Below are 18,954 nucleotides of genomic sequence, written 5' to 3'. Positions count from 1 at the left end.
CGCCGCACCCATGCGGCTGCGGGCCGAGCCCCCGCGCGTCACCCGTCTGTCGCGCAAGGTGCTCGCCGGTCTGGGCCTGGTCGGCAGCCTCAGTATCGGCGGCGCGCTGATCTACGCCCTTCAGACCCGCGATGGCGGTAGGCCGGAGGAGCTGATCTCTACCGACAACCGCTCGACCCCAGACGGTCTGGCCGGTCTGCCGAAGGACTATACCGGCCCCGTTCTCGGCCCGGCGTTGCCCGGCGATCTCGGTCGGCCGATCCTCGACGCCCAGAATCGCGGTCAGCCCGTGCCTGCGCCGGGCATTGGCGCACCCACCGCGACGCCGCCGGGTCTCAGCGCCGAAGAGCAGCGCCGGCTTCAGGAAATCGAAGCGGCGCGGACCGGCCGGCTGTTCGCCTCCACCGAGACGCGCAACGTGGCGTCACCGGCGACCACGACCGCCAATGCCACGCCGTCCCTGCCGGACCTGGCCAGCCTCGGCCTCGCGCCTCAGCCGGCGACGCCTTCGGCCCAGGACCGGCAACTTGCCTTCCTCAATCAGGCGGCCGACCGGCGTACCGTCGCGCCCGATCGCGTCACGGCACCAGCCTCGCCGAACATCCTGCAAGCCGGAGCGGTAATTCCGGCCGCGCTCATCACCGGCATCCGCTCCGATCTGCCCGGCCAGATCACCGCCCAGGTCACGGAGAATGTCTATGACAGCCCGACCGGCCGCATCCTGCTCGTGCCGCAGGGCACGCGATTGATCGGCCAGTACGACAACGGCGTCGGCTTCGGTCAGCGCCGCGTCCTGCTGGTCTGGAACCGGCTGATCCTGCCGACCGGCCGGTCGATCGTGCTGGAGCGCCAGCCGGGCGCGGACGCCGAAGGCTATGCGGGATTGGAGGACGGCGTCGATTACCACTGGTGGGATCTGGCGAAGGCCGCCGCCCTCTCGACGCTGCTCGGCGTAGGTGCCGAACTCGCTACCGATCAGAACGACCGGCTGATCGGCGCCATCCGCGACGGTGCGCAGGACACCATCAACGACGCCGGTCAGCAGATCGTCCGCCGCCAGCTCAACGTCCAGCCGACCCTCACCATCCGGCCAGGATTCCCCGTCCGTGTCATCGTCACCCGCGATCTCGTGCTCGAACCATACGGAGCCACGCCATGACAAAGCTGAAGCTCGGACCGATTGCCGACGATAAGCCGGTGAAGGTGACGGTCGAACTGCCCGCCGACCTCCACCGCGACCTGACCGCCTATGCCGACGTGCTCGGCCGCGAGAACAACCATCCGCCCACCGATCCCGTCCGCCTGATCGTGCCGATGCTGGAGCGGTTCATCGCCACCGATCGCGCGTTTGCGAAAGCGCGGCGGACTATGCCGGGGAGTGGGGGCGGGCCATCGTGATGCCGACGCTTGCATATCTCCATCAGACCGATCGCCAAACCCGATCGCGATATCGCAACGCGCCGTCTTCACAGTTCGCGCAATCCGCCGATGCTGGAAGAATTGCGCGGCGTCAGGGCGAAGGCCAGCAGCAGGATGAAGGGTCAGGTGTCGTTACGGTTGATCATCTCACACAACGTGATTCCCATGTCCCGGCGCGCCGCTGATCGCCCGCGACGCCGGCTCCGTATCATGTCCGGCGCTCTGCCCGACGACCTCTACGACTATATCCCGCAGGACGACATCGAGACGCCAGCCCCGCGCATCGGCCGACCGCCGAAACACGATGTCGAGACCTGGACCGTCACTGACGACTGGCCCGAGCGCGTGCCGGTGACGGAGGCCGAGATCGACCTGTTCGAGGCATGGTTCGGCGACATCTTCGACGAGCTATTCGGGCCGTCCAAGTGAGCCGTGATCGGCCCTGGCTATGCCCGTCCGGACGCATTTTCACTTGAAGTAGTTACTCTGTGATGATAACTATAGGCGGTGATTTTCCGATCCGCCGTCGAAGACCTTGGTCAGGCCCGGCGGGCGCCAGACGGAGGCAATACGCCATGACAACGCTGAAGGTCGGCATCGCCGATCCCGAGGAGATGAAAGCCCGCACACTGCGCATCGCACAGGGCGAGGAGAAGCCGTCGCCGGGTGATCCCACCGCCTGGTTCGCCTCGACCGAATCCTTTGCCCGCATTCTTTCGGCTCCCAATCGCGAGATGCTGCGCATCATCGCAGAGCAGGCCCCGGACTCGCTCGACGAACTGGCGGCGCTATCCGATCGCGCCAAGTCCAACCTCTCGCGCACACTCAAGACGATGATCGGTTGCGGCCTGATCCGCATGGAGCGCAGCGGGCGAAAGCTCGCACCCAAACTCATCCACGATCGCGTCGTGCTGGAATTGGCGTTGACTGGTCCACGCCGCCAGCCATCCCGCCGCAAGGAGAACGACCATGAATAAAGAAGCTCCGCTGGTCGCCACGCGCGCCGCCCTCTATCTCCGCGTCTCGACCGCGCGGCAGGCCGAGCATGACGTGTCCATCCCAGACCAGCGCAAGCAAGGCGAAGCCTATTGCCAGGCGCGCGGCTACCAGCTTGTCGAAATCTTCGTCGAGCCGGGCAACACCGCCACCAACGATCGCCGGCCCGAGTTCCAGCGCATGATCGAGGCGGGCACATCCAAACCGGCGTCCTTCGACGTGGTGCTGGTTCACAGCTTCTCTCGCTTCTTCCGCGACGCCTTCGACATGGAATATTACTACCGGAAGCTCGCCAAAAATGGCGTCCGGCTCGTTTCCATCACGCAGGAACTGGGTGACGATCCGATCCACGACATGATGCGTCAGATCATGGCGCTGTTCGACGAGTATCAGTCCAAGGAGAACGGCAAGCACGTCATGCGCGCCCTCAAGGAGAACGCCCGGCAGGGCTTCTGGAACGGCGCGCTGCCACCGATCGGCTATCGCATCGTCGCAGCCGAGCAGCGTGGGGCGAAGACCAAGAAGAAGCTGGAGATCGATCCGCTGCACGCCGACACCGTGCGACTGATCTACCGGCTGGCGCTGGAGGGCAACGGCACGTCCGGCCCGATGGGCGTCAAGGCGATCGTATCCCATCTGAATGCCCGGAGCATCTTCACCCGTGACGGCGGGCGCTGGGGCATCGGCCAGCTTCACCGCATCCTGACGCGCCGCACCTATATCGGCGAGCATGAGTTCAACAAGCGCTCCAAGACCAAGGAGCTGAAGCCCATCAGCGAGATCGTCACGGTGCCCGTGCCGCCGCTGATCGACCTTGAGACCTTCGACGCGGTGCAGGCGCATCTGAGAGCCCGCAATCCCAAGGTCACGCCGCCGCGCGTGGTCAGCGGGCCGACCTTGCTGACCGGGATCTGCTTCTGCGAGAAGTGCGGCGGGGCCATGACGATCCGTACCGGCAAGGGCGGGCGCTATCGCTACTACACCTGCTCGATCAAGGCGCGGCAGGGTGAGACCGGTTGCTCGGGCCGCTCGATCCCGATGGAGAAGCTCGACACCATCGTCGCCAGCCATATCGAGGATCGGCTACTCCAGCCCGACCGGCTGGAAGAGGTGCTGGCCTCGGTCCTCGACCGTCGCCACGAGCGAGCCGAACGCCGGCAGGACCATATCGCCGAATTGAACCGCCGGGCGGCCGAGACCGATCTTCGGCTCAAGCGCCTCTATGACGCGATCGAATCAGGCGTGGCCGATATTACCGACCCGGCGCTGAAGGACCGCATCGCCGGGCTGAAGGCGCTTCGGGACCAGGCGCAGGTCGATGCCGAGCGGGCGCAGGCCATGCTCGAAAGCTCCGGCAATCGGGCGGTGACGCCCGCCACCGTGCGCCGGTTCGCTGACGTGGCGCGGCAGCGCATCCGCCTCGACGGGGGCGGCTATCGGCGGGATCACCTGCGCGCTTTCGCCCAGCGGGTCGAGGTCGGGGAGACCGAAGTCCGCATCATGGGATCGAAGGGAGAGCTGCTGCGCACGCTCACAGCCGTTTCCAGCGGGAAATCGGCGGGAATCGGCGTGCCCAGCTTGGGACTGAAATGGCGGTGAGAGAGGGATTCGAACCCTCGATAGAGTTTCCCCTATACACGCGTTCCAGGCGTGCGCCTTCAACCACTCGGCCACCTCACCAGCGCGTTCGAGACGAGGGTGGTTGAGACCCCCGGCGCGGGAAGGCGCGCAATATACTCAGGGGCCGGCCGGTAGCAAGCGCGTAACGGGATGAAAACGGCGGGGGCCGGCACTATATCTGGCGACGCGAAATCCCCGCCTGCGAAAGGGCCGCGCCATGCTGTTCAAGAAGTCCCTCGAAATGCCCACCGCCGACACGGCCCTCCCCGGCCGCGCCGCGCCGATCCCCACGGCGACCACGCACTTCGTCAACGGTCGCCCGCTGAAGGGTCCCTACCCCGACGGCCTGGAGACCGCGATCTTCGCCATGGGCTGTTTCTGGGGCGTGGAGCGGGTGTTCTGGCAGGTTCCCGGCGTCTATGTGACCGCCGCCGGCTACGCGGCGGGCATCACGCCGAACCCGACCTACGAGGAGGTCTGCACCGGCCGCACCGGCCACACCGAGGTGGTGCTGGTGGTGTTCGACCCCAAGGTCGTCACCTACGAGGCGCTGCTGAAGACCTTCTGGGAGAACCACGACCCGACCCAGGGCATGCGCCAGGGCGGCGACATCGGCACCCAGTATCGCTCGGGGATCTATGTCACCAGCGACGCCCAGGCCGCCGCGGCGGCGGAGTCGAAGGAAGCCTATCAGCAGGCCCTGTCGGCCAAGGGCCTGGGCGCGATCACCACCGAGATCGCCGCGGCCGGCCCGTTCTATTTCGCCGAGGACTATCACCAGCAGTACCTCGCCAAGAACCCTGGCGGCTATTGCGGCATCGGCGGCACCGGCGTGGTCTGCCCGATCGGGGTGGGCGTCGAGGCCTGAGCCGGCGGGCGGGGCCGGGCCGGGCGGGGTCAGGGGCCGGCGACGGCCTTGGGTCCCGCCAGGCCCTTCAGCGCCATGACCTCGATGGCCTCCAGCAGGCGCTCGTTGGTCAGGCCCGGCGTGGTCGGCGCCCACTTGGTCAGCCAGATCAGCATGCCGACCATCAGCTGCACCACCAGCGCCGGCTCGCAGGGCGCGATGGTGCCGTCGGCCATGCCGTCCTCGAGAAACCGTTCCAGCCGCGCCGACAAGCGCGCGCTCCAGGCCTCGATGGCCTGGCGCTGCTCCGCGTCGAGATACGAGTTGTCGCCGAAATAGAGCTGCGGGCCGTTGCCAACCGCGTCGTCCAGCAGGGCGGCGAGCAGGCGGCGCAGCTTGCAAAGGCCCGTGCCGCCCTCGGCCTCGACCCGGGCCAGGATGGCCTCGAACCGCTCGAGCGAGCGCTGGTGTCCGGCGAAGGCCAGGGCCTGCTTGTTCGGGAAATAATAGTAGAGCGCCGCGTCCCGCAGATCGATCGCCGCGGCGATCTCGGTCATTGTGGCGGCCGCGAAACCCTTGGCGTTGATGACCTCGATGGCCGCGCTCAGGATCGCCTCGCGCTTCTTCATCGACTTCTGGCTATGCGCCAGGGGCCTGACGTCTTCCGCCAGGATCATCAGGTCCGCGCCCTTCGACAACCGTTCTCTCCCGCGCGGCCGCCCGATTCTGTCGCCGGGGCAAGCGCCGCTGGCCTAGTTTGTCCCGAACCTTCGCGGGTTCAATCGGATAAATTCTAACTTGCGCTAGAATATCGAGATCATATTAAAATCAGCGTCAGTTACGGACGGGATGCAAGCTCGTCCGGGCTGGGGCGGAAACATGACGCAAAGCGTCCTACTCCACGGTCAAACGCCTTCGACCGCCTTTCGCGGGTCGACCTTCCGGCCAGGAGCGCCCTTCCGCTACGTCAACACGGCTGTCCTTCTCCACAAAGAACCCGCGAGTGCTCGAGGCGGGATGAGAGGGAGCGTGGCCGATAATAAAGAAAAACAGGGAGTTAGTAATGAGAAACGTCCAACTGCTGGGGGCGTCGGCCCTGGCGCTCGCCATCGCCGCCCCCGCCTACGCCCAACAAACCCCCGCCGATAACAACTCGATCGCGGAAATCGTCGTCACCGCCACCAAGCGCGAACAGACCCTGCAGGACGTGCCGATCTCGGTCGCCGTCACCGGCCAGCAGACGATCGAACGCGCTCAGGTTCGCGACCTGCTCGACCTGCAGTCGGTCGTGCCGTCGCTGAAGGTCCAGCAATTCAACGCCGCGGGCCAGACCAACTTCGTGATCCGCGGCTTCGGCAACGGCAACGGCAACGACGGCATCGAAAGCTCGGTCGGCATCTTCATCGACGGCGTCTATCGCTCGCGGTCCGCCGCCGCCCTCGACGACCTGCCCGAGATCGAGCGCGTCGAAGTCCTGCGCGGCCCGCAGTCGACCCTGTTCGGCAAGAACGTGTCGGCCGGCGCGATCAGCATCGTCACCAAGCGGCCCCAGTTCGACTTCGGCGGCAAGGTCGAGGCCACCTACGGCAACTACAACACCCGGCAGCTGAAGGGCACCATCACCGGCCCGCTCAGCGACACCCTGGCGGTGCGCCTGTCGGGCAGCGTCAACAAGCGCGACGGCTATTTCACCAATCAGACCACCCGCAGCGACGTCAACGACCGGAACCGCTGGTCGATCCGCGGCGACGTGCTGTGGGAGCCGACCGACAAGACCTCGTTCCGCTTCATCGCCGACTACAACAAGATCAACGAGACCTGCTGCGGCGTGACCTCGATCTATAACGGTCCGGCCACCCTCGCCATCGGCGGCATCCTGAAGAAGCCGATCAGCGATACGACCAAGATCTTCGACCGCAACGTGATCTTCAACACCGACCCGGCGAACAACCTGTCGGGCAAGGGGGTCTCGGGCCAACTGGACCACGACCTCGGCTTCGCCAAGCTGACGGTGATCACCGCCTATCGCGACCAGAAGAACGCCTCGTTCCAGGACATCGACTTCACCGGCGCGGACATCTCCAACAACCGCACCGCCAACGACATCAAGACTTTCACCCACGAAATGCGCCTGGCGTCGAGCGGCGATGGCCCGATCAACTGGCTGATCGGCGGCTTCTACCAGAACGAGAAGCTGGATACCGGCCGCACCGTCAGCTACGGCACGGACGTCCGCGCCTTCGCCGACGCCCTGGGCGGCGCGGTCCCGCCGACCTTGCTCGGCGCCCTGCCCCCCACGCTGCGCCCGGCCCTGAACGGCCGCTCGAACATCTACGCGCTGGAGTTCCTGCAGAGCCTGGTGACGCCGTCGATCAGGCCCGGTTCGACCTACTTCCAGGCCGGTCAAGGCATCAACGACTACTACAAGATGAAGCAGGAGTCGTACTCGCTGTTCGGCCAGGTCGACTACAAGGTCACCGACAAGCTGACCCTGACCGGCGGCCTCGCCTACATGAACGACACCAAGAACGCGCGCTCCAACGTCGTGCTGAACGACCCGTTCTCGTCGCTGAACCTGGGCGCCGTGCCGCAGTTCACGGCCCTCGGCCTGCCGGGCAACATCTATAGCGCCCTGGGCGGCCTGCAGTTCTTCTACGGCAACGATCCGACCCACGGCCCGACCAACTATCCGAACGCCACCGAGTCCGGCCAGTTGAAGGGCGACAAGGTCACCTACGCCGTGCGCGCGGCCTATGACTTCGGCGCGATCAACGCCTATGTCAGCTACTCCACGGGCTGGAAGGCCGGCGCCTACAACCTGTCGTCCGACAGCCGTCCGCCGAACGCCAACGGCGTGGGCCGCACGGCCAATCCGGAAGACGTCAGCGTCTATGAAGTGGGCGTGAAGGCGCGCTTCCCCGGCGGCTACGCCAACCTCGCGGCCTTCAAGCAGTCGATCAAGGGCTTCCAGTCGAACGCCTTCACGGGCCTCGGCTACAGCCTGGTCAACGCCGGCGAGGAGTCGGTGAAGGGCTTCGAGGTCGACAGCGCCTGGCGTCCGGTCCAGTGGCTGAACCTGGCCGCTTCGGTCACCTATCTGGATCCGAAGTACGACAGCTTCACCGGCGCGGCCTGCGTGACCTTCGACACCGTCCGCTGCCCGGTCGATCCGACCACCGGCCGTCGTCCGAACTTCCGCAACCTGACGGGCGACACGCCGGCCGGCATCGCCAAGTGGTCCTTCTCGACCTCGGCGACGGTCAATCACGACATCGCCGAGAACTGGCAGGGCTACGCGCGCGTGGAATACGACCACAGCAGCAAGGTCCAGCTGACCGAGACGGTGTCGCCGACCCTGGCCAGCTACGGCACCGACGTCGTCAACGCCAGCCTGGGCGTCATCAACACCGCGCACCAGATCGAGGTGTCGCTGTGGGCGCGTAACCTGACCGACGACAAGAGCCTGATCTCGGCCTTCCCGACCGTGGCCCAGGACGGCAGCTACAGCGGCTATCCGAACCAGCCGCGCACCTACGGCGTCACGGTGCGCAAGTCGTTCTAAGCCAAGACCAAGACCCCACCTCCAGCGGTCCGGCGTCACGCCGGGCCGCTTTTTCTTTGCGCAAAGTGGCCTGACCAATCTCTATTGCGCCCTGACCATCGGCGATGTTTGATGGGGCCAAACCAAGACGGGGGGAACGATGGGACTGAAGACCTTGGCGGGCGCGCTCGGCGCCTTGATCCTGCTGGCGCCGTTGGCCGCGACAGCCGGCGCGCCCACCCTGACGCGGGCCGACACCCGCGAGGGCCTGGACCTCTCCGGGACCTGGCATTGGTCGGTCGATCCCTACCGCGACGGACTGGAAGGCTTCCACCACGGCCCGCCAGGCCTTGGCCATCGACGCTATGACGATGTCGACGTCGACGCGGCGACCCGCGCCAAGCCGACCGCCCTCTACGAATACGACATGGACCGCGCCCCCACGGCGGTCCTGCCCCAGGCCTGGATCGGCCATGATCCGACCCTGCGCTACTATCAGGGCCTGATGTGGTACGCGCGGCGCTTCGACGCCCCGCCGCTCAAGCCCGGCCAGCGCGCCTTCCTGCGCTTCGAGGCCGTCAACTACACGGCCAAGGTCTATCTGAACGGCAAGAGCGTCGGCGAGCACGAGGGCGGCTTCACGCCGTTCTCGCTGGAGGTCACCGACGTCCTGCGGGCCAGCAACAACCAGCTGACCGTCGGCGTCGACTCGACGGCCCGCACCGACGGCGTGCCGCCGCCGGTCACCGACTGGGAGAACTACGGCGGCGTCACCCGGCCGATGCGGCTGGTGATCACGCCCGGCACCTTCGTCGACGAGGCCTGGGTGCGGCTGACCAAGGACGGCAAGATCGCCGCGACGGTCAAGCTGGACGGCGCCCGGGCCGCGAACCAGACGGTGCATGTCCGCATCGCCGAACTCGGTCTTGACCTGGCCGGCGTGACGGACGCGGGCGGCGCGCTGAACGCCTCGACCGCCGCGCCGAGGTCGCTGGTCCGCTGGTCGCCCGAGACGCCGAAGCTCTACGACGTCGTCGTCCAGACCGACGAGGACCGCCTGACCGATCGCGTCGGCTTGCGGACCATCGAGACGCGCGGCAGCCAGATCCTGCTCAATGGCAAGCCGATCTTCCTGCGCGGCATCTCGGTCCACGAAGAGGAGTTCGGCGACAACCCCGCCCGCACGATCACCGAGGCAAGCGCGCGCGCCCTGCTGGCCGAGGTCAAGCAAGGCCTGCACGGCAATTTCGTGCGGCTGGCGCACTATCCGCACAGCGAGATCATGACGCGGCTGGCCGACGAGATGGGCCTCCTGGTCTGGAGCGAGATCCCGGTCTACTGGCTGGTCGACTTCTCCAATCCCCGCACCCTGGCCCTGGCGCGCGGCATGCTGGCCGACAACATCCGCCGCGACCGCGACCGCGCCTCGATCATCCTGTGGAGCGTGGCCAACGAGACCCCGATCACGGAGCCGCGCAACACCTTCCTCGGCCAACTGGTCGACGACGTCCGCGCCCTGGACGATAGCCGCCTCGTCACCGCCGCCCTGCTCACCGCCCGCAAGACCGCGCCCGACGGCACGGTGGAGATGGGCCTGAACGACCCGCTCGCCGCCAAGCTCGATGTGCTGGCCGCCAACACCTATAACGGCTGGTACAGCGACGACCCGCTGGACCGCCTGCCAGACATGGTCTGGAAGGCGACCGACAAGCCGCTGGTGTTCTCGGAATTCGGCGCGGACGCCCTGGCCGGCTTCAGCGACCCCAAGCTGATGCGCAAGTTCTCCGAGGACTTCCAGAAGGCCTACTACGAAAAGACCCTGGCCATGGCCGCCAAGGCCCCGACCCTGCGCGGCATGTCGCCCTGGATCCTGAAGGACTTCCGGGCGCCGCGCCGCCAGCACCCGATCTATCAGCAGGGCTGGAACCGCAAGGGCCTGGTCTCGCCGACCGGCCGCCGCAAGCCGGCCTTCTTCGTGCTGCGCGGCTTCTACGAGGCCAAGGAGGCGGGCCGATAGGCGGGGCTTCCGCGTCCGCTGGCGCCTGCGCCTCTTTGTCGCAGCGGCGCGACAAGCTCGGTGGTTGCTACGAAGGGGAGACTCGTCGATGTGTCGAGGACTCGGCGCACCCCACCGCGTCCGACACCTTCTGTGGCCGGCTGGCCCGCCTCGCGCGCGCCAGCCGGCTTCATTTGGGCCAGGACTTCGCCATGCTTCACGGCCAATACGTCGTCAGCTTCGACCCGGGCGCCTTTCTGCTCCGCCGCCTGCTGCCTGTCCTGCTGACGCTCGTTCTATGGAGCGCGCTGATTGACAGCCTACGCCTGCTGACCGGCGCGCTCTGATCCGAGCGGTCACCGCGTGGGATCACGCGCGTAGTCGCGCTCGCGGTATTCGAACACGTCGAAATCGGCCGGCGCGGCGGCGCCCGATGTGTCCTGGCAAGCCATGCCCACGAACGCGCCGGTGAAGTTCGGCGCCCCCGGCGTGGTGGCCTCGTCGGACAGGATCGAGGCGTCGAACACCTCCGGCAGCCAGGTCCACGCCCCGTCCCCCTGGCGGTAGCCGAACCGCAAGCGCTCGAAATCGACCTCGGCCCGCAGCGCGATCGGGCCGGCGGCCAGCGGGATCGGGGCGGTGAAGCTGTCGGCCTGCGGGCTGTCGGGCGTGCAGGTCATCACCCGCAGATGCTTGCCGATCGCCTCGTCGTGGCTGACGTGCAGATAGTGCAGCTTCTGGCCGTTGTAGTAGCAGACCAGCCCCGCCGCCTGCTGGAAGTGCGCGGGCTCGAAGTCCATCACGGTGGCGGCCGAATAGCAGTGCGCCTGCTGGCGACGCGCCACCAACGCCTGGCGGAACAGGCTGCCCAGGCTCTCGCGGCCGAACAGGCGCAGGAAGCCGGGCCGCTCCGTCAGGCTGAAGAGTTCGGCCGGGAACGGCGAGCGTAGCCACTGGAAGTCGATCGGCAGGCTTGGCGCGTCGAAGTCCTCCCGCGTCGAGGGCGAGGGCCAGGGGTGCGGCGGCAGGTCCGGGGCCGGCGTCTCCAGCGTGGGATCGCCCGAGCCGTCCAGCGTCCGGGGCCAGCCGTCCTCGCCCCAGACCAGCTTCTGGATCGCCGTCTCGCGGCCCAGGACGCAGCGCCCGCGATTGGGAAGCGGCCGGCCGCACAGATAGACCGCGTAGGTCTCGCCGGCGGCGGTCTCGACCAGGTCCGCGTGCCCCGCGCGCTGCAAGGCCACGTGCGGCCGGTCGTGGGCCGTCAGCATGTGCGTGTCGGGATGCAGGTCGTACGGTCCGTCTATCGTCCGCGACCGCGCCATGGTCACCGCGTGCCCCCAGCCGGTGCCGCCCTCGGCCGTGACCAGATAGTACCAGCCGTCCCGCTTGTAGAGGTGCGGCGCCTCGGTCAGCCCTAGGGCCGTGCCCTGGAAGATCACCTTGCGCTCGCCGACCAGCCGGCGCTCGGCGACGGAATATTCCTGCAGCACGATGCCGGCGAAGCGATTGCGGCCCGGCCGGTGGTCCCAGAGCTGATTGAGCAGCCACTTGCGCCCGTCATCGTCGTGGAACAGCGACGGGTCGAAGCCGGAGCTGTTCAGGGGGATGGGGTCCGACCATTCGCCGTCGATCGTCTCGGCCGTGACCAGATAGTTGTGGAAGTCGCGCAGCGACGCGCCGGAGGCCCCGCCCACCGTGGTGCGGCCATAGCGCTTGACGTCGGTGAAGATCAGCCAGAACCGGCCGTCGGCGTGGCTCAGGCACGGCGCCCAGACGCCGCAGCCGTCGGGGTCGCCCAAAAGGTTCAGCTGGCTCGGGCGGGTCAGCGGCCGGGTCAGCAGCCGCCAATTCACGAGGTCCCGCGAATGGTGGATCTGCACACCCGGGAACCATTCGAAGGTCGAGGTGGCGATGTAATAGTTCTCGCCCACCCGCACGATCGACGGGTCGGGGTTGAAGCCGGGCAGAATGGGATTGCGGATCATCGGCGCGCTCACGATCGGACGACCTCCGGCGCGGCGGGGTCCTTGACCAGGGTCCACAGCAGTACCGCGCCGCCGATGTCCAGCACGCCCAGCGCCACGAAGAACGGGTCATAGCCGATCCGCGTCACCAGGCCGCCGATCAGCAGCGAGAACAGCAGCACGCCGAGATTGCCCATCATCCCCGCCAGGCCCGCGACCGTCGCCACCTCGTCGCGGCGGAAGAGGTCCGAGGCCATGGTGATCACCGTCACCGACAGGGTCTGGTGCGCGAAGCCGCCCAGGCACAACAGGGCGATGGCGGCGTAGGGGCTGTGAACCCGGCCCACGAACATCATCCCGGTCATCAGCGCCGCCCCCAGGGTGAAGGCCATCCGCCGAGCATTGATCAGCGACACGCCGCGCTTCTGAAACAGGTGCGCGACGGCCGGACCGAACAGGCAGCCCAGATCCGCCGCCACGAACGGCATCCAGGCGAACAGCGCGATCTGCTTCAGATCAAAGCCGCGCGTCTGGGTCAGATACAGCGGAACCCAGAACGACAGCGTCCCCCAGGTGGGATCGGCCAGGAAGCGCGGCAGGGCGATGCCCCAGAACCACCGCTGCCCCAGGATCGAGGGGATCGACGGCCGGGCGCCGCCGGCCGACGCCAGATGCGCCTCCTGGCCGGCGGCGATCCGCTGGCGCTCTTCGGCGCTCAGGGCGGGATGCCGGTCCGGCGCGCGATAGAAGATCAGCCACAGCGCCACCCAGAGGAGGCCCAGCACGCCCGTCAGCACGAACGCCGCTCGCCAGCTCCAGGTCAGCACGGCCCAGACCACCAGCGGCGGCGCCAGCACCGAGCCGATCGAGGCGCCGATATTGAACACGCCGCCGGCGAACCCGCGCTCGGAGGCCGGGAACCAGGTGGCCACCGCCTTCATCCCCGCCGGCTGGGCCGAGCCCTCGGCCAGGCCCAGGAGGCCGCGCAGGGCGGCGAGGCCTTGCCAGTTCGCGGCCAGGCCGTGGGCCATGGCGATCAGCGACCAGGCCGCCGCGAACACCGCGAAACCGGTCCGCAGGCCCAGCGTGTCCAGCACGTAGCCGCAGGCCGGCTGCAGCATGATCCCCAGCTGGAAGGCGCTGGTGATCCAGGAATATTCCTTCACCGAGACGCCGAGATCCTTCAGCACCGTCGGCGCCGCCACGCCCATGGCCGAACGGGTCAGGTAGTTGACGATCGCGCCCAGCATGACCAGGCCGATGATCCACCAGCGCAGGGCGCGCAGCTTGGGCAAGGCGGTTCTCCCCATCGGGGCGCCTCGTCGAGCGGCTCCCTTTCGATGTTACCGCTATCGCCGATGTGGTCAGGCGTCCACTCCGGAGTGGTCTGACGCCGGGTCAGAGGGAGGCGTCGGCGTCCCTGGCCCGCGCCGGCTGGCGAGCGTCCGGCTTGGCGGCGCGGGTCATCTCGCCGACGAAACGGTCCGCGCCCCCCTCGGCCAAAGCCGGCGCCCATACGAAGACCCCGGCGCAGTCGTGCGCTTGGGCGATCTCGGAGGCGAGGCCCAGAGCCTCGACATCGTTCTCGGCGATCTCGGCGATGAAGGTCAGGGAGACGCCGTCGGCGCGTCGCGGATAGAACAGATAGGTCGGCATGACTTGGGCTACGGCTATAGCGAGCGGGAGCGAAAGCCTGAGCCTCTTCTCTCAGCCACCAGCGCTCGATGAGGTCGTTGCCGATGATGACTAAACCTTACCACCTGTACTTCAGGAAAGCGAGAAAAAAGGCTCAAGCTGTGCAATAGACAAATGTCGAGATTTCGACATTGACATGGATAATGCTAATTTAAGCCCGCCAATTACAGCGCTTTTACAGGCGAATTCACGCCGGAAGCTCTCCTAATTCCTGGCCAGCGAATCCACCCAACGCGATGAATTTTCGCTGGCGTCGATCGCCGCCTTTGGCCACCCTGCCCCCGCGCAACGAACGGGAGGGAGCGCGATGATCGGATACACGCTGGTCGGCAGCAACGACCTGGACAAGGCCAAGGGCTTCTATGACGGGCTGTTCGGCGCGCTGGGCGTCGGCCGGCTGATGGAGTTCTCGACCGGCGGCTGCGCCTGGGGCGTGGACTGGAGCAAGCCGATGTTCGGCGTCGGCAAACCCTATGACGGCCAACCCGCCAGCTTCGGCAACGGCGCGATGATCGCCCTGGCCGTGGACGAGCGCGCCAAGGTCGACGCGCTGTACGCCAAGGCCATCGAACTGGGCGGTCAGTGCGAAGGCGGCCCGGGCGTGCGCGGCGAGGAAGGCCCCCAGGCGTTCTATGCCGCCTATTTCCGCGATCTCGACGGCAACAAGCTGTGCGCCTACCGCGTGGGGCCGGCGCAATAGCCTCGGCTCGAGAAGCGCTTATCGGTAAGTGAGCGTCCAGCTGACCCGGATCGGCCCCGTGGCGCCGGCCGCGCCGGTACAGCTGGTCAGGGACGTCATCGGCCCGGTCGGGCTCTCATAGGCCCGCTCCTCGGCCAGCGGCCGGGTCGAGCAGGTCAGCCCCTCGACCTGGAAGCCGGTGACGTCGCCGGTCCCGAACGTGGTCACGCCGCCCCTGGTCGTCGCGTTGCCCGAGAAGCCGGCGAAGGCCAGGTCGACCGCCTTGACCGCCACGCCGGGCTTCGGCGTGAAGACGTCGGTGCGCCGGATCCGGCCGGGCTCGAGCCCATAGGTGGTCGCGACGCTGAAGCGGTCGTCGGCGACCGGCGCCTTGCCCCCCAGGCGGTCCAGCCGATCCTGGTCGTAGGTGATCGTCGTGCGCGCGCCGCGGCCGGCGACCTTGACGTTCGCGGCATAGGCCAGCGGCGCCAGCTGGGTCCCGTCGGACAGGGTGATGCGCGGCAGGAGCTGCGGGAACGCCCCATCCGCCACGCCCTGCAGCATCCCGGGGGAGAACGGGATCGGATAGTAGGGCGTGTTCATGTGCTGGCTCTCGCCGCCATTGATGATCGGCAGGCCGATCACCCGCCCGCGATCCCGGATGGTCACGACCAGCCGGTCGTTCCGGCCCCGCGCGAACCAGGTCACCGTGCGCTTGGGCAGCGTGTCGAGCCAGGCGGCATAGCCCGGGTCGGGCGCCTTGTCCTTGAAGCCCTGCCCGTTCCAGATCGCGTTGGTGTAGATGTACTGCCGCCCCAGACTCAGGTTCTCGCCCAGGATGCGGTGCTTGGCGCGATAGGCATCCGTGCGGCGGCCATGCTCCCACATGTTGACCGAGCCCATGGCCGGGTCGAACCAGAAGTCCATGTAGCGCGCCGCCACCCGCGACGAGAAGGCGTAGGCCATCGCCTTTTCCTTCGGCGTCAGCACGTCCAGCTTGGCGGCCGCGGTCAGCACCTCCAGGAACGCCGTCTCGCCATAGGTCCCGATGCTGCGGCCGTATTCGAAGCCCTCGCCGCGCATATTGAGGCGCGGCAGCATCAGGTCGACCGAGCGCCGCAGCCAGGCGCGGACCTCCGGCGTCGCGGGCATGCCGGCCTCGATCAGGCGGTGGCTGATCTCGCCGATCAGCAGCACGCTGTAGCGGTCGAAGCGACCGTCGCCGTCGGTCTCGTCGGCGAAGCCGTATTCGCCGGAATATTTCCGGTAGTGTTCCAGGGTGCGGCTCAGCAGGGCCTCGCTCGCCGAGGCGTCCTCCCAGCCCAGACGGTAGCGCAACCGCGCCACGCTGAACGCCACGCCGTAATAGTTGTTCGGCAGGTTGATCAGGGAGAGGTCGTCGGTCCGTACGAAGCGCCGCCAGTCCAGCTTGGCCTTCAGCTTCTCCAGCGTCGCGGGCGCGATCGCCTCGTCCAGCAGGCCGGCTTCCTTCAGCATGAAGATGGCCTGGCAATAGTAGTAGATGCCCCAGGTGTCGTTGGGATCGTCGACGGTCAGGTCGGCGATCTGGCGGTAGGCGGCCAGATACTTGGCGAACCTCGGATCGGCGCGCGGCGTGTCGACGATCAGATAGGCCAGGCCGACGGCGATCTTGCCCGGCAGGAACTTGTCGTCGGCCTCGAACACCTTGACCCCATCCAGGGTCATGTCGCGCTTTTCGGCCACCAGCTTGTCGGCCAGCACCGCCAGTTGCGGCAGCAGGCGCGTCTCGATCGTCCGGTTCATCGGCGCGACGGCGCCGGCGTAGAGCGGTCCGCGCGGATCGCGGGCGGAAGGCGGCGCCTTGGTCTCGGCGGCGATGGCGGGGACGGAGCAGCAGGCCGTCAGGGCCGCCGTCAGCAACAGAAATCTACGCACGCGCATCGCTCGCTCAAGGCGCCCGCCCTCCCAGGCGGGTCGGTTATGCGGCGTCGCGGCGCAAGCCGGCGGACGCCGAGTTTGGTATGACCAATCTCAGCGCCCGCCCGTAGGTGTCAAGCCAATTTGGCCTTACCAGTTGAACATGGTGCCGTCCTGCAGACGGTTCACCGGCAGATAGGCGCGCTTGTACTCGTACTTGGAGGCCAGTTCCTCGTCGATATCGACGCCCAGGCCCGGCTTGTCGCCCGGATGCAGCATGCCGTCGGCGAAGGTGTAGGCGTGCGGGAACACCGCGTCCGTCTCGGCCGTGTGGCGCATATATTCCTGCAGGCCGAAGTTCGGGATCGACATGTCGAAGTGCAGGGCCGCGGCCATGGTGATCGGCGACAGATCGGTCGCCCCGTGGCAGCCGGTCTTGACGTGGTGCAGGTCGGCGAAGGCGGCGATCTTCTTCAGGTTGGTGATGCCGCCGGCGTGCAGGACGGTGGCGCGCAGATAGTCGATCAGCTGTTCCTCGATCAGCTGCTTGGCGTCCCAGACGTGGGCGAAGATCTCGCCGACGGCCAGCGGGGTCGTCGTGTGCTGGCGGATCAGGCGGAAGCCGGCCTGGTTCTCGGCGGGGACCGAGTCCTCCAGCCAGAACAGGCGGTAGGGCTCCAGATCCTTGCCCAGGCGCGCGGCCTCGATCGGGGTCAGCCGGTGGTGGACGTCGTGCAGCAGGTGGACGTCCCAGCCCAGCGCCTCGCGCGCCTTCTCGAACAGTTTCGGCACGTGCTTCAGATAGGCCGAGGTCGACCAGACGTTCTCGGACGGCAGATCGTTGTCGGCCGGCTCGTAGAACATCTTGTCCTTCGAGACGCCATAGGTGCTGGGCAGGCCCGGCACGCCGGTCTGCAGGCGGATGGCCTTGTAGCCCATGGCCTTGTACTTCACCGCCTCGGCGATGGTGTCCTCGATGGTCTCGCCGTTGGCGTGGCCATAGACGGTGACGCCGGTGCGGCAGGCGCCGCCCAGCAGCTGGTAGACGGGCAGGCCCGCGACCTTGCCCTTGATGTCCCACAGCGCCATGTCGACGGCGGCCAGGGCGGTCATGGCCACCGGGCCGCCGCGCCAGTACGAGCCGCGATAGAAGAACTGCCAGATGTCCTCGATCTGGTGGGCGTCGCGGCCGATCAGGCTGGGGATCATGTGATCCTGCAGGAAGCTGACCACCGACAGCTCGCGGCCGTTCAGGGTGGCGTCGCCGACGCCGGTGATCCCGTCCTCGGTGGTGATCTTCAGGGTCACGAAGTTGCGACCGGGGCAGGTGACGATGACCTTGGCGTCGATGATCTTCAGCATGGACCTAGGAAGTTGAGCATGGCCGTAAAGTGGCCTGACCACTTCTAGCCGGTTATCTGGCAAGATGCTAGTGGCCTTACCACCCCGCCGACCAGGGTTCTGTAGCGCGCCCCCGACGGATGCAATAGGCTACTTCGACCCGACTCCGCGTCGGACGGATAGTGAGACCATGACGACCTCCACGGCCGAAACCCGCAAGCTTTACCAACAGGTGGCCAATTCGATCGCCGACGCGATTCGCGACGGCGTGCACCGGCCCGGACAACGTCTGCCGTCCGAACGGGACCTCGCCGAGGACTACAAGGTCAGCCGCCCGACGGTGCGCGAGGCGATGATCGCCCTGGAGATCCGCGGCCTGGTCGAGGCCCGCCACGGCTCGGGCGTCTATGTCACCGAAGCGCCGCGCCCCGAGGTTCCGGCCCCCGAGCTCGACATCGGCGCCTTCGAACTGACCGAGGCCCGCCGGCTGATCGAGGGCGAGGTCGCCGCCCTGGCCGCCGCCACCATCACCGACGAGGAGCTGACCGAGCTGGCCACGATCATGGACGACATGGTCGTGGAGAACGACAACAACGTCCGGGGCGAGCGCGCCGACCGCCGCTTCCACGTCACCATCGCCCGCGCCAGCCGCAACAGCGCGCTGGTCACCGTCGTCGAGAACCTCTGGGACCTGCGCTACGCCTCGCCCCTGTGCCGGGCCATGCTGGAGCGCGCCCGCCAGGTCGGCGTGCGCCCGCTGATCGACGACCACCAGGAGATCCTGCTGGCCCTGCGCGAACGCGACCCTACCGCCGCCCGCAACGCCATGCGCGAGCACCTGGGCCGGGTGATCGACAACCTGCTCACCGCCACCGAGATCGACGCCCTGGAACGCGCCCGCAGCGAGGTTGCCCAGCGCCGCACGGAGCTGGCGCGGCGGTCGGCGATTTAGCGGCG

17 protein-coding genes and 1 tRNA gene are annotated in these 18,954 nt (G+C 67.5%); 11 read left to right on the top strand and 7 right to left on the bottom strand.

Annotation, left to right across the window (positions count from 1 at the left end):
• Positions 1–10: 10 nt before the first annotated feature.
• From Q0V34_RS06520 to Q0V34_RS06500, 5 genes are all read left to right on the top strand, one after another.
• Positions 11–1,159, top strand: a complete 1,149-nt coding sequence (locus tag Q0V34_RS06520; protein ID WP_297509571.1) for a TrbI/VirB10 family protein — start codon at positions 11–13, stop codon at positions 1,157–1,159.
• Positions 1,156–1,398, top strand: a complete 243-nt coding sequence (locus Q0V34_RS06515; protein WP_297509511.1) for a DUF2274 domain-containing protein — start codon at positions 1,156–1,158, stop codon at positions 1,396–1,398. Before Q0V34_RS06520 ends, Q0V34_RS06515 begins: the two co-directional genes overlap by 4 nt.
• Before the next feature lie 9 nt (positions 1,399–1,407).
• Positions 1,408–1,848: a hypothetical protein gene (locus tag Q0V34_RS06510; protein WP_297509509.1), complete on the top strand. Its 441-nt coding sequence runs from the start codon at positions 1,408–1,410 to the stop codon at positions 1,846–1,848.
• A 146-nt stretch (positions 1,849–1,994) separates the two neighbouring features.
• Positions 1,995–2,396 carry a helix-turn-helix domain-containing protein gene (locus tag Q0V34_RS06505; protein ID WP_297509506.1) on the top strand — a complete coding sequence of 134 codons (402 nt, stop codon included), beginning with the start codon at positions 1,995–1,997 and terminating at the stop codon, positions 2,394–2,396.
• Entirely contained in the window at positions 2,389–4,014 is a 1,626-nt protein-coding gene (locus Q0V34_RS06500; RefSeq protein ID WP_297509502.1) for a recombinase family protein, read from the top strand. Before Q0V34_RS06505 ends, Q0V34_RS06500 begins: the two co-directional genes overlap by 8 nt.
• Here the strand turns inward: Q0V34_RS06500 and Q0V34_RS06495 are convergent.
• Positions 4,006–4,095 (bottom strand) — tRNA-Ser (locus Q0V34_RS06495). The two genes, Q0V34_RS06500 and Q0V34_RS06495, sit on opposite strands and share 9 nt — an antisense overlap.
• Before the next feature lie 157 nt (positions 4,096–4,252).
• Here Q0V34_RS06495 and msrA point away from each other — a divergent pair.
• Positions 4,253–4,903, top strand: a complete 651-nt coding sequence (msrA, locus tag Q0V34_RS06490; RefSeq protein ID WP_297509499.1) for a peptide-methionine (S)-S-oxide reductase MsrA — start codon at positions 4,253–4,255, stop codon at positions 4,901–4,903.
• 29 nt (positions 4,904–4,932) lie between these two features.
• On the opposite strand, the gene Q0V34_RS06485 is transcribed toward msrA, so the two are convergent.
• Positions 4,933–5,580, bottom strand: a complete 648-nt coding sequence (locus Q0V34_RS06485) for a TetR/AcrR family transcriptional regulator (RefSeq protein ID WP_297509496.1) — start codon at positions 5,578–5,580, stop codon at positions 4,933–4,935.
• A gap of 365 nt (positions 5,581–5,945) precedes the next feature.
• Here Q0V34_RS06485 and Q0V34_RS06480 point away from each other — a divergent pair, with 365 nt between their 5' ends.
• The 3 genes from Q0V34_RS06480 to Q0V34_RS06470 all read left to right on the top strand — a co-directional run bounded on the left by Q0V34_RS06480 (position 5,946) and on the right by Q0V34_RS06470 (position 10,766).
• Complete coding sequence (locus tag Q0V34_RS06480; protein ID WP_297509493.1) at positions 5,946–8,444, top strand: TonB-dependent receptor; 2,499 nt, start codon at positions 5,946–5,948, stop codon at positions 8,442–8,444.
• Between the two features lie 139 nt (positions 8,445–8,583).
• On the top strand, positions 8,584–10,440 hold the full coding sequence (locus Q0V34_RS06475) for a glycoside hydrolase family 2 protein (protein WP_297509491.1): 1,857 nt from the start codon (positions 8,584–8,586) through the stop codon (positions 10,438–10,440).
• Between the two features lie 191 nt (positions 10,441–10,631).
• The gene (locus tag Q0V34_RS06470) at positions 10,632–10,766 is read left to right on the top strand and encodes a hypothetical protein (RefSeq protein ID WP_297509488.1); all 135 of its coding nucleotides are present in this window, start codon (positions 10,632–10,634) and stop codon (positions 10,764–10,766) included.
• A gap of 9 nt (positions 10,767–10,775) precedes the next feature.
• Here the strand turns inward: Q0V34_RS06470 and Q0V34_RS06465 are convergent, their stop codons facing one another.
• The 3 genes from Q0V34_RS06465 to Q0V34_RS06455 form a co-directional block, all read right to left on the bottom strand.
• A complete protein-coding gene (locus Q0V34_RS06465) occupies positions 10,776–12,416 on the bottom strand; it encodes a glycoside hydrolase family 43 protein (RefSeq protein ID WP_297509485.1) in 1,641 nt (546 codons plus the stop codon).
• Positions 12,413–13,693, bottom strand: a complete 1,281-nt coding sequence (locus Q0V34_RS06460; RefSeq protein WP_297509482.1) for an MFS transporter — start codon at positions 13,691–13,693, stop codon at positions 12,413–12,415. Before Q0V34_RS06460 ends, Q0V34_RS06465 begins: the two co-directional genes overlap by 4 nt.
• 88 nt (positions 13,694–13,781) lie before the next feature.
• On the bottom strand, positions 13,782–14,039 hold the full coding sequence (locus tag Q0V34_RS06455) for a hypothetical protein (protein ID WP_297509479.1): 258 nt from the start codon (positions 14,037–14,039) through the stop codon (positions 13,782–13,784).
• Between the two features lie 346 nt (positions 14,040–14,385).
• Here Q0V34_RS06455 and Q0V34_RS06450 point away from each other — a divergent pair, with 346 nt between their 5' ends.
• On the top strand, positions 14,386–14,778 hold the full coding sequence (locus tag Q0V34_RS06450) for a VOC family protein (RefSeq protein WP_297509476.1): 393 nt from the start codon (positions 14,386–14,388) through the stop codon (positions 14,776–14,778).
• Between the two features lie 18 nt (positions 14,779–14,796).
• Here Q0V34_RS06450 and Q0V34_RS06445 read toward each other — a convergent pair whose 3' ends face one another.
• Complete coding sequence (locus tag Q0V34_RS06445; protein WP_297509473.1) at positions 14,797–16,680, bottom strand: hypothetical protein; 1,884 nt, start codon at positions 16,678–16,680, stop codon at positions 14,797–14,799.
• A gap of 126 nt (positions 16,681–16,806) precedes the next feature.
• A complete protein-coding gene (gene manD / locus Q0V34_RS06440; RefSeq protein ID WP_297509471.1) occupies positions 16,807–18,018 on the bottom strand; it encodes a D-mannonate dehydratase ManD in 1,212 nt (403 codons plus the stop codon).
• Positions 18,019–18,187: 169 nt separating this feature from the next.
• On the opposite strand from manD, the gene Q0V34_RS06435 reads away from it, so the two are divergent.
• Entirely contained in the window at positions 18,188–18,949 is a 762-nt protein-coding gene (locus tag Q0V34_RS06435) for a FadR/GntR family transcriptional regulator (protein ID WP_297509468.1), read from the top strand.
• Positions 18,950–18,954: the final 5 nt, after the last annotated feature.

Origin of the sequence: uncultured Caulobacter sp., from assembly GCF_947036865.1 — a bacterium.
Lineage (GTDB): Bacteria > Pseudomonadota > Alphaproteobacteria > Caulobacterales > Caulobacteraceae > Caulobacter.
This window is presented reverse-complemented; position numbering and strand designations above follow the sequence as displayed.

Bases quoted from the DNA above. Each gene is read 5' to 3' on its own strand.
- Q0V34_RS06520 (WP_297509571.1), top strand. From the start codon at position 11: ATGCGGCTGCGGGCCGAGCCCCCGCGCGTCACCCGTCTGTCGCGCAAG.
- Q0V34_RS06515 (WP_297509511.1), top strand. From the start codon at position 1,156: ATGACAAAGCTGAAGCTCGGACCGATTGCCGACGATAAGCCGGTGAAG.
- Q0V34_RS06505 (WP_297509506.1), top strand. From the start codon at position 1,995: ATGACAACGCTGAAGGTCGGCATCGCCGATCCCGAGGAGATGAAAGCC.
- Q0V34_RS06500 (WP_297509502.1), top strand. From the start codon at position 2,389: ATGAATAAAGAAGCTCCGCTGGTCGCCACGCGCGCCGCCCTCTATCTC.
- msrA (WP_297509499.1), top strand. From the start codon at position 4,253: ATGCTGTTCAAGAAGTCCCTCGAAATGCCCACCGCCGACACGGCCCTC.
- Q0V34_RS06480 (WP_297509493.1), top strand. From the start codon at position 5,946: ATGAGAAACGTCCAACTGCTGGGGGCGTCGGCCCTGGCGCTCGCCATC.
- Q0V34_RS06475 (WP_297509491.1), top strand. From the start codon at position 8,584: ATGGGACTGAAGACCTTGGCGGGCGCGCTCGGCGCCTTGATCCTGCTG.
- Q0V34_RS06470 (WP_297509488.1), top strand. From the start codon at position 10,632: ATGCTTCACGGCCAATACGTCGTCAGCTTCGACCCGGGCGCCTTTCTG.
- Q0V34_RS06460 (WP_297509482.1), bottom strand. From the start codon at position 13,693: ATGGGGAGAACCGCCTTGCCCAAGCTGCGCGCCCTGCGCTGGTGGATC.
- Q0V34_RS06455 (WP_297509479.1), bottom strand. From the start codon at position 14,039: ATGCCGACCTATCTGTTCTATCCGCGACGCGCCGACGGCGTCTCCCTG.
- Q0V34_RS06450 (WP_297509476.1), top strand. From the start codon at position 14,386: ATGATCGGATACACGCTGGTCGGCAGCAACGACCTGGACAAGGCCAAG.
- Q0V34_RS06445 (WP_297509473.1), bottom strand. From the start codon at position 16,680: ATGCGCGTGCGTAGATTTCTGTTGCTGACGGCGGCCCTGACGGCCTGC.
- manD (WP_297509471.1), bottom strand. From the start codon at position 18,018: ATGCTGAAGATCATCGACGCCAAGGTCATCGTCACCTGCCCCGGTCGC.
- Q0V34_RS06435 (WP_297509468.1), top strand. From the start codon at position 18,188: ATGACGACCTCCACGGCCGAAACCCGCAAGCTTTACCAACAGGTGGCC.